Origin of the sequence: Psychrobacter sp. 4Bb (assembly GCF_002836735.1) — a bacterium.
Classification (GTDB): domain Bacteria; phylum Pseudomonadota; class Gammaproteobacteria; order Pseudomonadales; family Moraxellaceae; genus Psychrobacter.
This window is the reverse complement of the sequence record NZ_PJAS01000074.1, coordinates 104,515-118,409: the sequence shown is the minus strand read 5'-3', so window position 1 is coordinate 118,409 and position 13,895 is coordinate 104,515. Positions and strand designations below refer to the sequence as shown.

The 13,895-nt window shown below is 44.0% G+C and carries 11 protein-coding genes; 5 read left to right on the top strand and 6 right to left on the bottom strand.

All coding sequences use genetic code 11. The annotated features are described in order from the left end of the window. Positions 1-165: 165 nt before the first annotated feature. The 3 genes from CXF60_RS12675 to pheA all read right to left on the bottom strand — a co-directional run bounded on the left by CXF60_RS12675 (position 166) and on the right by pheA (position 5,044). Positions 166-2,499, bottom strand: coding sequence for a bifunctional prephenate dehydrogenase/3-phosphoshikimate 1-carboxyvinyltransferase (locus tag CXF60_RS12675; protein WP_102092221.1), 2,334 nt, complete (start codon positions 2,497-2,499; stop codon positions 166-168). A gap of 110 nt (positions 2,500-2,609) precedes the next feature. Beyond that, a complete protein-coding gene (gene hisC, locus CXF60_RS12670; protein ID WP_102092220.1) occupies positions 2,610-3,752 on the bottom strand; it encodes a histidinol-phosphate transaminase in 1,143 nt (380 codons plus the stop codon). A 119-nt stretch (positions 3,753-3,871) separates the two neighbouring features. Continuing rightward, positions 3,872-5,044: a prephenate dehydratase gene (pheA, locus tag CXF60_RS12665; RefSeq protein WP_102092219.1), complete on the bottom strand. Its 1,173-nt coding sequence runs from the start codon at positions 5,042-5,044 to the stop codon at positions 3,872-3,874. Positions 5,045-5,509: 465 nt separating this feature from the next. Between pheA and CXF60_RS12660 the strand changes: the two genes are divergently transcribed. Further along, a complete protein-coding gene (locus CXF60_RS12660) occupies positions 5,510-6,454 on the top strand; it encodes a transaldolase (protein WP_102092218.1) in 945 nt (314 codons plus the stop codon). A 110-nt stretch (positions 6,455-6,564) separates the two neighbouring features. Continuing rightward, positions 6,565-7,032, top strand: a complete 468-nt coding sequence (locus CXF60_RS12655) for a hypothetical protein (RefSeq protein WP_102092217.1) — start codon at positions 6,565-6,567, stop codon at positions 7,030-7,032. Between the two features lie 268 nt (positions 7,033-7,300). Here the strand turns inward: CXF60_RS12655 and CXF60_RS12650 are convergent, their stop codons facing one another. Further along, positions 7,301-7,867: an adenine phosphoribosyltransferase gene (locus CXF60_RS12650; protein WP_057759806.1), complete on the bottom strand. Its 567-nt coding sequence runs from the start codon at positions 7,865-7,867 to the stop codon at positions 7,301-7,303. A gap of 365 nt (positions 7,868-8,232) precedes the next feature. Here CXF60_RS12650 and CXF60_RS12645 point away from each other — a divergent pair, with 365 nt between their 5' ends. Then, on the top strand, positions 8,233-8,397 hold the full coding sequence (locus tag CXF60_RS12645; protein ID WP_057759803.1) for a rubredoxin: 165 nt from the start codon (positions 8,233-8,235) through the stop codon (positions 8,395-8,397). A 27-nt stretch (positions 8,398-8,424) separates the two neighbouring features. Beyond that, the gene (locus tag CXF60_RS12640) at positions 8,425-9,474 is read left to right on the top strand and encodes an alpha/beta fold hydrolase (protein WP_057759800.1); all 1,050 of its coding nucleotides are present in this window, start codon (positions 8,425-8,427) and stop codon (positions 9,472-9,474) included. A 253-nt stretch (positions 9,475-9,727) separates the two neighbouring features. Here the strand turns inward: CXF60_RS12640 and CXF60_RS12635 are convergent, their stop codons facing one another. Further along, positions 9,728-10,750, bottom strand: a complete 1,023-nt coding sequence (locus tag CXF60_RS12635; protein WP_102092216.1) for a WG repeat-containing protein — start codon at positions 10,748-10,750, stop codon at positions 9,728-9,730. 466 nt (positions 10,751-11,216) lie between these two features. Between CXF60_RS12635 and CXF60_RS12630 the strand changes: the two genes are divergently transcribed. After that, positions 11,217-12,149 carry a DMT family transporter gene (locus CXF60_RS12630; RefSeq protein ID WP_102092215.1) on the top strand — a complete coding sequence of 311 codons (933 nt, stop codon included), beginning with the start codon at positions 11,217-11,219 and terminating at the stop codon, positions 12,147-12,149. Positions 12,150-12,298: 149 nt separating this feature from the next. Here CXF60_RS12630 and CXF60_RS12625 read toward each other — a convergent pair whose 3' ends face one another. Next, entirely contained in the window at positions 12,299-13,723 is a 1,425-nt protein-coding gene (locus CXF60_RS12625) for a solute carrier family 23 protein (RefSeq protein WP_102092214.1), read from the bottom strand. Between the last annotated feature and the right edge of the window lie 172 nt (positions 13,724-13,895).

Below are 13,895 nucleotides of genomic sequence, written 5' to 3'. Positions count from 1 at the left end.
ACTCTCACCTAATTCTAATTATTATTGTCAATTGAATCGTGAAAGCGCAGGGTTACTACAGTGAGATTATAAGGTAAAAAGCAATGTACTCATGCCAATAGTGACATGAGTACATTGCTAACGATGTTAGATTAAATTTTTAAGAGTTAATGGCAGCTTAGCGACTTACTCAGCACCAGTATCCACTTGGATAGACATACCAATTTGGTTGGCAAGCTCAGCAAATCCTGGGAAACTGGTATTAACCGTTTCAACCCCTTCAATGGTAATTTGCTGGGATGCACGCAGACTGGCAACAGAGAAGCTCATTGCAATACGGTGATCATGATGCGAGACAATATGACCGCCACCAAAGACAGGTTGGTCATTGTTGACTTCACCGCTTTCAGCAGCAGCGCCTTTGCCTTCGATAATGAGACCATCATCAGTTACAGTACAATCAATACCAAGTGTATGTAGCCCTTCTGCCATCACAGCGATACGGTCCGATTCTTTGACACGCAGCTCTTTAGCACCAGTCAATACCGTCCGTCCTTGTGCACAGCTAGCTGCAATAAATAGCACAGGGAACTCATCAATAGCCAGTGGTACAAGATGCTCTGGTATCTCAATACCGACTAGGTTTGAGCTGCGAATCGTAATATCAGCAACTGGCTCGCCGCCTACATGTGTTTCATTGATTAGGCTAATATCTGCATTCATTAATTTTAGAATATCAATGACGCCAGTACGCGTAGGGTTGATACCTACTTGGGTTAAGGTCAGCTCGCTGTCTTGACTGATGGCTGCTGCCACCATAAAAAACGCTGCAGATGAGATATCAGCAGGAACCGCGATATCGCCGCCTGTTAGTGTGCCGCCACCGGTGACACTGATACGATTGCCTTCTACGGTTACCGGATAACCAAAGGCCGATAGCATACGCTCAGTATGGTCACGGCTGATCTCAGGCTGTGTGACCGTTGTCGTACCCTCTGCCCATAGACCTGCTAGTAGCAAGCAAGACTTTACCTGAGCTGAAGCAACTGGCATATCATACTCAGTGCCTTGTAATGGCTTACCCACCGTGTCACGACCAGTGATACTTAGCGGTGCAGTACCACTATGACCAGTGCTCTGAATCACGGCTCCCATCGTGCGTAGCGGTGCTGCCACGCGCTCCATTGGGCGTTTATTCAAGCTAGTATCACCTGTCAACACGCTATCAAACGATTGCGCCGCCAAGATACCAGACAGCAGACGCATACTGGTACCAGAGTTACCCATGTATAAAGGGGTTTTGCTAGGTTTTAAACCATTCATACCGACACCATGAATGGTCAAGTTGCCATTGTCAGGTCCTTCGATAGTCACACCCATATCACGGAATGCTTGCAGCGTCGCTAACGCATCCTCCCCTTCCAAAAACCCAGTAACATTTGTCACGCCTGTGGCAAGACTACCCAGCATAATGCTGCGATGCGAGATAGATTTGTCACCAGGAATCGCGATGGTGCCAGAAACAGTATTGCTAGGGGTAATATTATAAGAAGCTGACATAGCAGAAGTATCCGTATAAGGGGTGCTGGCTAACATATGGCCGAAATGTCGCCGTGCGGCTTGCGCGCGGCCCAAAAGTCCCATCAGGGCAGTTGAATCTTGATCAATGATAAGCTGGCGCATTGTCTGTAAATAGACACCATACTCATCAAGTGCGCTGACAATCGCGCTTTGGTTGGCAAAAAATATATCATGCCACATTTTAGGGTCACTGGCAGCGATACGGGTAAAATCGCGGAATCCACCAGCGGCATAACGAAACATATCTAAATTGTCATCATGGCTTGCCAATTGCTCAACTAAGTTGAAGGCAAGTAAATGTGGCAAATGGCTGGTGTGCGCTAATATGCGGTCATGGTGCTCAGCATCCATTGACATAACATTTGCGCCTACTGATTCCCATAATAGTCGCAACTTTGCAATAGCGGTTGCACTGGTTGTCGGTAGCTCGCAAACAATGACGCTATGATTGACAAATAAACTGGCGCGGCGAGCATGATACCCTGAATTTTCAGCCCCAGCAATCGGATGCGCTGGCACTAGGCCTATCGGCAGCGAGCCGAACACTGCTTTAGCGGCATCAATGATATTGACCTTAGTACTACAGACATCCGTCATGATGCAGTCACTGGCAAGCTGTCCGTTATCCATCGCTTGCTTGATATCAACAAACACTGCTTGGACTGCCTGTACTGGCACTGCAATAATGATTAAATCACTGCCAGCGATGACGTCCTGTACGTCTGCACTACCTGCATCTAGCAGACCATGCTCCATAGCTTCTGCAATACTTGGCGCATGTCTATCGACTGCTACCAGACGCGCGCTTAAGCCATTATCTTTAATAGCTTGCGCAAAACTGGCACCAATCAGCCCAAGTCCAATCACACAAACTTGTTTAAATATAGGTAGCGTAGTATTTAGAGACGATTGAAGTTTATTATTTTTCTGACTACTCACGGCTTTTCTCGTTGGACACACTAAGACATAGATAGAGCCAGTCTTAGTGTTATAAATTTTAATGGCTAATAAAGAACAATTTTTAAGTTAAAAAATATTAATGGATGCGCTTAGTCTTCAGTCAAAATAGAACGCAAAGTATCAATCAAACGTAGGTTGTCTTCAGCCACACCTACTGTGATACGCAGCCAGTTAGGCAATCCATAAGCATCCAACGGGCGGACAATAACGCCTTGTTCAAGTAGTGCCTGATGGATAGAAGCAGCGGTTATATCTTCCATCTCAACCTGCACTTCGACCATAATAAAATTGGCATGCGACTTCACAAAACCCAATCCTAGCGCGTCAAACTGCTTTTCTAACCAACGCATTTGCTCATCGTTTATCAGACGAGTTTTTTCGATAAAGTCTTGATCGGCAAGTGCAGCAGCAGCAGCAGCCAAACCGACACGGCTGACGTTAAATGGCTGACGAATACGGTTTAGTAAATCCGCCACTGCCACCGAGCTTAGAGCATAACCGACGCGTAAACCTGCCAGCCCATAAGCTTTAGAAAAAGTACGCACAACAATGACATTATCGAACTCATCTAATAGTGCGCGGTTGTTACTCTCAGGACTATACTCGATATAAGCTTCATCTAGTACCACCAAGACTGAGCTTGGTACACTAGCAACGAACTGATACAGCTCTTTTTGCTCTAGCTGCGTACCCGTTGGATTATTCGGATTGGCAATAAAGACAATTTTGGTATTCGGATTATCTTGTACCGCTTGGCTCATGGCTTTTAGATTATGGCCGAAGCGCTGAGCAGGCACTTCAATGCCCGTGGCACCTTGCATCTTCGCTAGCATAGGATATACCACAAAAGCATACTGACTATAGACGATGGCATCATCAGCACCCACAAAGCTGCGTGCTAAAATATCGAGCAAATCATCAGAGCCATTACCCAAGGTAATCTGATTGGCATTGACATCGTTAAAGTCAGCCAGCGCTTGCTTTAGATAGTAACCATTGCCATCAGGATAGCGCGACAACTGCCCTAACTGCTCAGTCACTGCTAGCGTCACTCGTGGGGAGCATCCCATTGGATTCTCATTGCTAGCCAACTTGACCACATCTGAGACACCATACTCACGTGTCAGCTCCTCAATTGGCTTACCGGTTTGATAAGGTGCCAATGCCAAAATACTGTCGTAAGCTGGCGTTAACGGCGATAGATCTGATGCGGTCAATTGAGTAGTCTGCATGGTTTATCCTTAGATGGTGTCTGTAAATGCTTTTTTTGAATACTATCTGTAAAAGCTAAGACCCATCTATTATGTATGAATACCAGTGAGTAAGCCTGTAATTATCTATAGGTGGTCGTCTATAGGACAGCTTTTGGATATGAGCCTAATATGCGCAAATCTTTGACCAATGGACGAATATCATTGATGGCAGCGCTAACGTTTGGATCATTAACATGACCATTCATATCAATAAAGAATACGTATGCCCACTTATTAGGACGCTCAGGACGCGTCTCAATACTGGTCATCGATACGCCATGATATGACAAAGGTTTCAATATTTCGATCAGTGCGCCTGCTTTATCATGAGCTGAGACGACGATAGAAGTTTTGTCTTGACCAGATGGTGCAATCGCTTCATGACCGATAATAAGGAAGCGTGTGGTGTTGCTTGGATTGTCTTCGATATTTGAGTAAAGCTTATGCAAGCCGTACTCTGCAACAGCGACGTCACCTGCAATCGCAGCTGAATGCCATTCGTTTTTAAGGCGGCGAGCGGCTTCACCGTTGCTTGATACAGCAACGCGTTCAACATTAGGGAAGTTTACATCTAGCCAATGACGGCATTGAGCAAGCGACTGCTGATGCGAATAAATACGGCTCAAGCCATCAATCTTAGTATGCTCAGCAACCAAGAAGTTTTGATGAATTGGCAGTTCAACTTCGCCAATGATTTTCAAAGTAGAAGATAAGAAACCATCTAGAGTATGGTTGACTACGCCTTCTGAAGAGTTTTCGACAGGAACCACACCGTACATCGCTGTACCCGCCTCGACTTCGCGGAACACATCAGTAATGGTTGTCATTGGCACAGTATCAGCGGCTTTACCAAAGTGCTTGAGCGCAGCGGCATGCGTAAAGGTACCGACAGGGCCCAAGAAGGCAATACGCTGCGGCGCTTCTAAATCCAAGCATACTGACATGATTTCACGGAATAAACGCGCCATTTTCTCATCAGCAATGGGACCCGCATTACGCTCCATGACAGCTTTTAGCACCTGTGCTTCACGCTCAGGGCGGTAAAAGATAGGATTGCTATTGTCATCAGCAGCGGTATGATTTTTCTTTACCATGGCTACTTGCTGAGCCAACTTTGCACGGTCGTTGATTAACGTTTGGATCTCACAGTCTACTGCGTCAATATTTTGGCGAATATTGTCTAAAAACTCTTTTTCAGTTGCGGTATCGCTAGCGCCTGTAGTGGTTTGATTTAGATTATCCATTGTTTGCTCTGGTGACTGCTCGCTCATTACCGCCCATCCTTTTTAGATTTTATCGCTGTTAGATATTACTATTATTTAAATATTGTTATTACATTGCTATTACTTAGGTAGCACTATTGCCAAATCTGACTGTTTTTTTTAGTTAGAGCCTGATAGTAGAAACTATATTCAAAATCAACCTCAAAACAGTCTATCAAAAACACCCTATATTGCTAGTGCCATTTGGCGTTAATGCTATATTTACTGCCAAATACAGCAGCTTGATACATAGCCGGCTCTACTATAGCAAAAACTAAGGTCAGTGCCCATGCGTAAATGCGTATAAATATACCAACTGTTATTAATATTAGCACAGTTGAGCCAGATAACAGCGACGCATAGCATAACTATGAGGCAACACCTGCCCAAAACTGTGTTACAGTTCCAGTTCAGCTCCCTACCCTGTTATATATAAGAGGAGCATCATGTGATTAATAAAAAAAAGGATACCTGATGAGCGCATTACAACAGCTACGCACTATGACTACGATTGTTGCTGATACTGGTGACCTTGCCGCTATCGCCCGTTTAAAACCTATCGATGCGACCACCAACCCGAGCCTTATCACCAAGGCTCTGATTCATCCTGACAACCAAGGCATGTTGTCAGAGACCATGAGTCGTCACAATGGTGATGTGGATGCCGTGATCGATGCGCTGACCATTCAAGTTGGCTGCGATATTTTAGAGCTGATTGAAGGCCGAGTCTCTACTGAAGTGGACGCTCGCTTATCTTATGATACTCAAGCGACGATAGATAAGGCACTGGCTTTTATGGATGCTTACCAAAAAGCGGGCGTCGATTCAGAGCGAGTATTGATCAAGATGGCGGCAACTTGGCAAGGTATTGAGGCGGCGCGCTATCTTGAGACTCAAAATATTCACTGCAACCTGACCCTACTGTTTGGACAACACCAAGCGATTGCCTGTGCAGATGCTGGTGTAACCCTGATATCACCTTTCGTCGGCCGTATTCTAGATTGGCAAAAACGACAACAAAGTCGTCAAAACATACCGGCTTCTGATGACATGGGCGTACAGTCAGTCAAGCTCATTTACCAGTATTACAAACAGCACGGTTACCAGACGCAAGTAATGGGCGCTAGTTTCCGCTCTACCGAGCAAATTTTGGCATTGGCAGGTTGTGACTTGTTGACGATAGCTCCCAACCTCATTGATGAGTTGGCAGCCATGGATACCGAGGTAACTCGCCAACTGTCTCCGAGTATGTCGATGGATATGAAGGCGATGACTCAGGTAAGCTTAACGCATGAAGAGTTTAGTGCTGCGTATCAGCAAGACAAGGTTACACAGGACTTGTTACCTAAGGGTATTGACGGTTTTATCGGGGCGCGTGACGAGCTGGCTAAGACATTAGCAGCCATTCGCGGACAATAATAGCCACACGACAGAGCGCGACGGATACTGAGCTGGCACAAAAGATATTTGCCTACTAATAGTAAGTTGGCTATCATTACCTACTTCAAATGACAAGAAGCAAGGCTTATATGAAACGGCTATCAATATTATTGGCAGGCAGTGCTTTAGCGATCAGCGCCCAGGCAGTCAACTGGGTAAAGGTGTCCGAGAGCGGCTCTGGATCAGTTTTTAGTATAGATTTGGATTCTATTGAAAGCTCTGACATCAGTATCATAGATGAAAAAGACGTCGAAAATATCACAGTATCTATCCTTAGAACCTATCCTAAAGACAAAGATGCCGATAAAGATGACTCGAAGGAAGAAAAAAACAGTATTGACCATAGTGAGCAACAACTACTCATTTCATGTAAAGACGCCAGTTACTATAGACGAGCCTTTGTTAACTACGATGCTGAAGGCAAAGTAACCAAATCATGGCAGTCAGAAAAACCAATATTGACTACAAAAGACTTTAAAGTCACTACCCCAAAGACAGTCGGTCGTACGGTGATAGAGCAGTCTTGTAAGGACTACGAACAAGACGAAGAGCAATAAACACAGCCTACTTAACACAATACTAAAAAACATTAATACAGTATCAAAAAAAGCGCCCTGACATAGTATCAGGGCGCTTTTTTATTTGGAGAATCGTTTAACTATAGTCAAAGAACTCTAAAATGGGTACAAGGCAGCCGACTGCAGATTGTACAAATAATACATCTAAGGAGGGTAACGCCGTAGCGATTTAGTAGTTCACCGACTATATATCGACTATATATCGACTATCCAACGTGTCTAGTAGTCAAAAACATAGCAATTCATTTTAAGCTTTTAGTACCGTATAAACAGGTACTGGGAACTCGCCATGCAAGTCGACCAAGTCCAGTAACACTAACGCACCGACCACAGTATGGTCAGCTGATTGACATAGCTCGTAAGCAGTGGTCAACGTACCACCAGTCGCCAAGATGTCATCAACCAATAGTACGCGCTCAGGCGGTAGGTTGTTTTGCATCTCAAGCGTGTCTTTACCATACTCCAGTGCATAGGCTTTGTTGGCAACTGGTGGCGGCAGCTTACCTGGTTTACGTAGCAAGATCATGCCTTTGCCCAGACGACCTGCTAGCATACTGGCAAATACAAAGCCGCGTGCTTCTACTGCGCCCAGACAATCTACCTCGTCCATAAGCCCTTCTGGCAATGCGGCAAGTAGCGCGTCAATGACAGCGTCAATATGACTGCGCAGTAACGGGGTAATGTCATAAAAATCAATGCCAGCTTTTGGAAAGTCTGGTACTGTGCGAATAATCTGCCAAAACGGATGGTCAGTATTGAGCACATGAGACGTCTCATTGTTGGTGGCGGATGTGGCGGCGGCATTGGTACTCATGATGACCCTTAACTTATGTATTTAGATGGTTTGGTTAGTTTAGATAAGACAACAACTGGATGATATATCAGCGATAAATGCTAAGCATTACTGTGAATTTAGCGGCGATTATTATAGCATAATTGGTTTTCGTATGGCGGGCTGGCGTCCAGTCTTGTTATCAAGCGCTAATAAGGTCACATATGTGATTGACTTGATAAAAGAAAAGTCATCTCAATATACAAGTGTAAACTTAACTATGAAAATTGCGGTTATATGCTAAACTACGTGCGTTTTTGCAGTCTAATATAATAGCTGTAATATTAAAAATGAGCGTTTATAGCACGCTGTAACTGTAATACTGGTAATGATCGATAGGACTATTTATGAAACGTTATGAATGTATTGTCTGCGGCTGGATATACGATGAGGCGCTTGGCTGCCCAGAAGAAGGTATCGCACCTGGTACTAAGTGGGAAGACATCCCTGATGACTGGACTTGCCCTGAGTGCGGTGTCGGTAAGCTTGATTTTGAGATGCTTGAGCTGTAGTAGATGACCCTCTAATTAGGACACTTCATGACAAAATCAAATGACATCAATAGTGCCAAATTGCCTGAAACGCTAGATAACAATCTAGAAGATCATCTGAATAACTACCCTACTCCTGAGTGGCGCAAGTTTGGGGAGCATCAATGGCGCGACTCTGACTTGAGTAAGCACCTTCGTCAAGCAATGATTGACATCGGTGATGGTATTGAGTTGTGTGTCGAAGCTGGCGGTAATCCTAATAATCCGCCGCTACTGATGATTATGGGGCTAGGCTCACAAATGATATTTTGGCCAGACAATTTTATTAAGCGCTTTATCGATGCTGGTTTTTTTGTGATTCGTTTTGATAATCGAGATATCGGCTTGTCTTCTAAAGTGCAGATAGAAGGCTTGCCGCGTATTAGCCAGCTCAAAATGATGGTACGTCTACAGACAGGGCTGTCTAATAAAAGCACGCAGGTTGCTTATAACTTGACGGACATGGCTGAAGACACCGCGCGTTTGATTAAAGCACTAAAGCTTGGTAAAACACACCTGCTTGGGGCTTCGATGGGCGGTATGATTGCACAAATCGTGGCAGCACGTTATCCAAGCTTAGTACAGCGAATGGCGCTCATGTTTACCACGACCAATCGTGCATTTTTGAAGCCACCCAAGCCCAAACAGCTATACACCCTTATCAATCGTCCAGAGAGTCACTCTGAGCGTGATATCGTGCGTCATAGTGTTTGGTTTATGAAGACCGTTGGTACACCAGGTCATGTGAATGTGCGTATGGTGCGTGAAATCGCTAAGATTCGCTATCAGCGTAATTTTCACCCGCTTGGTACAGTACAGCAGCTCAATGCTATCTTAGCGTCAGGTTCTATCAGCCGGTTTAGTAAGCAAGTCAAAGCACCAACGATTGTATTACATGGTAGCGCTGATGGACTCCTCCCTGCCTCGCAGGGCCGAGTGGTTGCCAAGACCATCCCTAACGCTACGTTCCATCTCATCGAAGGTATGGCACACGATATTCCAGAGTATTATCAGCCTTATATGGTTGACTTAATCAGCAATCATTTATCGAGCAACTAGCTTTAAACACATCAATGTCAAAAAAAAGAGTGTAAAACCTAGCGAAAAATCACGGATTTTACACTCTTTTTTATTGTCTATTTAATCCTAGGGCGTGTCCTCAATTCAATCGATAGTTATCTAAATGGGTTAAAAATGGCGTCAAATAGCTGACTAATATCTCGATATTATCTGCGCTATTTTCCTTGTTTGACTGCGATTTATCTCATTTTTATCACCACTTTTAAAATGAGGACACGCCCTAGTAATTGCATCAATCACAAGCAACACCAGCGCCTTCCTTATCAATACACATTTTATTCCCATTCTTTAGGTTACCAATCCACGCCTTACCACCGGTAAATACAAAGGATGGTTTGCCCTGATAGCTATCGTTAGCGTTCACACCATTATTAGCAAAGCGAAAAGGGATCGCTAGCTCACCGCCTAAATTGACAAAACCCCACTCTTCACCGATACGCACGCCAGCATATTCCTCAGAGAACGGACGCACTTCGTCAAATGAATACGTAATCATAGTGACATTATTGTCATCGACGAAACCCCATTTACCATCTTGCTGACGCGATTGAAGCGTCGTAAAACGCGTTGGTACAGACTCTAATGCTGCGCTAGATTTTTCGTTAGAAGAAGTAGATTTATTTACTGCCTGAGTGTCAGTCTGGGCATTTGGATCATTCGCTGCATTACCATTTCTATCTACCCAACTGGTTGCACGGCCTTTGCGTACACGCGCCACCCCATTACGATAATTGTCGATATCATCAATCGCTGCAGAAAATGAGACAACGGTACTATTGGCTGTATTAATCACACCATAGTTACCCTCTTTTTTTACCACGATACGCCCATCCGATACAGGCCGCGCCCAACCTTGACTCTCTGTCAATATATCGTACATGGCAGGCACGACTTCGCGGCCCTGCATATTGAGATAACCGACGCGACTGTTACGCAGTACAGGCAACAGACCGCCTGACAGTTTATCGGCATCGACTTTTTGATAACGTGACAAATCAACGACTCGTTTGCCTTTTTTATCGATTAAAGCCACTGGCGCACCAAAATCTTTGATCGCCAAAAAGTAACTACTACTGGCTGTGCAGGAGACGTTTTTGTAATAACTTTTTGGGATTTTACAGCTGGCGGCATGTGCGCTAGGCATCAAAAACAATGCGCTAGATAGCATCGTCACGACGATACTGTATTGCGATATTTTTGGTAGCAAGCCATACAATGTATGTGGCTGTTTTTTTGATAGCAATCGTTGAAGCATAAATAAACCTAGACAAATAATATAGATTGATTGGTATAACCAATCAGACGTTAAGTACATTATATCGTCAATCTACTATACATGTGTTGCATCGTTAATGTCGCTTAAAGTGTTACACACATATTCTCCGTACAGAAATATCACTTGCATACATTATGCTCTTTCCTACTCCTACGAATCGTCGCCCTGATACAAATATTTTGATATAAGTACTATTATCCAACTGTCATAAGCCTATTATGAAAAACGTAGCTATATCAGATACTTTGGTCATTTATTTGCGTCTAACGTGCCCAATAATTTTCCTTACAGCGATAGCATCTGCATTCAGCATAATAAATTGTGGTTTTGCCATTTCATTTTGCGTTTAAAACCACGACAATATGGCTCTATGTCAACATAAGTTCTGACATGATGCAATGATAATAAGAGTGCTGTTATTCAAATACTGTTATAAGGATAAATTATGGCTATTGCTTCAACGCGATCTGCACCTATTGGCTTAGTCATTGGTTGTATCATTTTTGGATTGGGCAGCTTAATTGTCGCTCACGTCGATATTGGTGGTTGGGCCATGTCGTTTTGGCGATTGGCTGTTTCTGGTATTGTATTTGCGGCATTGGCTAAGATAATGGGCCAACGAATGCCCAAATCAAGACGGGCTATTTTTTATGCGCTATTATCAGGAGCGTTTTTAGGATTAGATTTGGCGCTGTGGCATGAGAGTATTTATGCGGTTGGGCCTGGTATTTCGACGCTGCTTAATAGTCTGCAAATATTTTTCTTGGCCGCGATTGGGTTTATGTATTTCAATGAGCGTCAGTCTATCGTACAGCTTATTAGTTTGTTTTTAGCCATGATAGGCGTGGCAATGATAGGTAGCCCTGAATTCGCACACAACACCGCTGCGACTTGGGGCTTTGTCACTGGTATTGTATCGGGTGCCATGTTAGCGGCTTCAATGACATTTATCCGCAAAACGCACGACACTGAACCGACGCCTATATTTATGTTAATGCAGCTAATCAGTATCGGCGGCGTCTTAGCCATGATTGTACCGATGTTTGTATTTGATACAGGTAATATCCTACCCAATACATGGTCTGAGATTGGCTGGGTGCTTATCTATGGTACGGTAATGCAGTGCTTGGCATGGGGGTTGATTGCCTACTCTATTCCTAAGCTTTCGTTGGCACTGACTGGACTGCTATTATTGACTGAACCTATTGCAGCCCTTGTCATTGACTATAGCTGGCTGGACAAGCCGATTAACACTTTACAGTGGAGTGGCGCACTATTAACGATGTTTGCTATTTACTTAGGCTCATTGAAGCCAAAACCACGTGCACTTCGCCGCTATCGTTTTTTTTCAAGATTTTATAAGCGAGATTATAAATAGTTCCGATACTGTTGTTCTATACTACTGTTGCTCAACACTGCCATAAAAAAGCGCCCATGCTATCGGTAGCATGGGCGCTTTTTGTTAGATGAGATATGCTTTGACTATCTTTATTTGATAAGCTCAAACTTCAATCTCATCAGTATTACTTATTTCGCTTCAGAGCTTTGGTTAAACAAAGCATTCAACACGATAGCGGCTAAAGTAGCAGTACCGATACCGCCTAAATCAAAGCCGCCTAAGTGCAAGCTAAAATTACCAGTACCCATAATGACCGTCACTGCCGCGATGATTAGATTGCTGTTTTTACTAAAATCAATATGGCTATCGATCCAGATTTTTATCCCAGCAACCGTGATAAGCCCAAAGACAACAATAGAAGCACCGCCCAATAGAGCCGCTGGTATGGTCTGAATGATCGCACCAAACTTTGGTGACAGTCCCAATATGATAGCAACCAAACCTGCTACGACAAATATCGTCGTGCTATACACTTTGGTAACCGCCATGACACCGATGTTTTCAGCGTAAGTAGTAACACCTGTACCACCAAATCCTGCTGAAAAGGTCGTGGCTAAACCGTCCGCCAAAAATGCTCGGCCCATATAAGGAGTTACACGAGCCTTGGTCATGCCCTCTACTGCCTTAAAGTGCCCTAGATTTTCAGCCACCAAAATAAAGGCCACAGGTGCAATTAGGATAATAGCGCTCATCTCAAAGCGCGGCGTATGAATGCTTGGTAGTCCAAACCATGAAGCGGCGGCTACCGTACTAAAATCAATCGCAGTACCAAAGCCTAAAATATTGGTCATGACGAAATAAGCAACGTACGACAGAACCAGACCGACGAGTAGCAACAGACGACGCAACATACCGCGAGTAAATACTGCAACACCACTAATGAGCAATACGGTCAAGGTAGCCATCCAAGCATCAAACTGATTGGCAGACACGCCTTGAATGGTCACTGGCGCCAAGTTAAGACCGATAATCATGACAATCGCACCTGTCACGATAGGCGGCATCAAACGCTCAATCCAACCTGTACCTGTCTTCATCACTAGCAGACCAATCAATGCATAAATAATACCGCAGGCCATAATACCGCCTAGCGCAACATTTAGATTGTCATTGAACCCTGCCCCTGCATACGCAGTCACCGCAATCACTGGACCAATAAAAGCAAAGCTTGATCCCAAGTAGCTCGGCATACGCCCACCGGTAATCATAAAGAACATTACTGTACAGATACCGGACATCAAGATAGCTAAGTTAGGATCAAACCCCATTAATAAAGGCGCAAGCACAGTTGCACCAAACATGGCAAACGTATGCTGTATGCCGAGCAATACGCTTTTTGATGGAGGTAAATAGTCGTTGATACCGACTGGATCACGATCCAAGTCGCCCTTATAAGGACGCCATGTCGGAAACCAACGGCCGTTTTCAAAATCTGGATTGTGCGGATAATTGATAGCGGCTGAATCAATGCCTGCAGACTCCAAGGCATTTTGAGTCGATAGATCTTGAGCGCTATTGTCTGACGTTGATGAAGGGTCTTTTTGAGATGGCATGCGCGCTTGTCCTATGTGAGCTAAGCTAAAGTAATAGGCTAGAATAACTGATAAAATAAGTATATTAATAAATGGATATATTTCTAAGGGCTTGTATAAATAGCAAAACGTTAAGTCTTTCTATCTATAATATGTCATCCTAATTCATTCATTTATGTTGTAATATGACAAA

Coding starts and splice junctions, on each gene's coding strand:
- hisC (WP_102092220.1), bottom strand. CDS start 3,752: ATGCAGACTACTCAATTGACCGCATCAGATCTATCGCCGTTAACGCCA.
- pheA (WP_102092219.1), bottom strand. CDS start 5,044: ATGAGCGAGCAGTCACCAGAGCAAACAATGGATAATCTAAATCAAACC.
- CXF60_RS12660 (WP_102092218.1), top strand. CDS start 5,510: ATGAGCGCATTACAACAGCTACGCACTATGACTACGATTGTTGCTGAT.
- CXF60_RS12655 (WP_102092217.1), top strand. CDS start 6,565: ATGAAACGGCTATCAATATTATTGGCAGGCAGTGCTTTAGCGATCAGC.
- CXF60_RS12650 (WP_057759806.1), bottom strand. CDS start 7,867: ATGAGTACCAATGCCGCCGCCACATCCGCCACCAACAATGAGACGTCT.
- CXF60_RS12645 (WP_057759803.1), top strand. CDS start 8,233: ATGAAACGTTATGAATGTATTGTCTGCGGCTGGATATACGATGAGGCG.
- CXF60_RS12640 (WP_057759800.1), top strand. CDS start 8,425: ATGACAAAATCAAATGACATCAATAGTGCCAAATTGCCTGAAACGCTA.
- CXF60_RS12635 (WP_102092216.1), bottom strand. CDS start 10,750: ATGCTTCAACGATTGCTATCAAAAAAACAGCCACATACATTGTATGGC.
- CXF60_RS12630 (WP_102092215.1), top strand. CDS start 11,217: ATGGCTATTGCTTCAACGCGATCTGCACCTATTGGCTTAGTCATTGGT.
- CXF60_RS12625 (WP_102092214.1), bottom strand. CDS start 13,723: ATGCCATCTCAAAAAGACCCTTCATCAACGTCAGACAATAGCGCTCAA.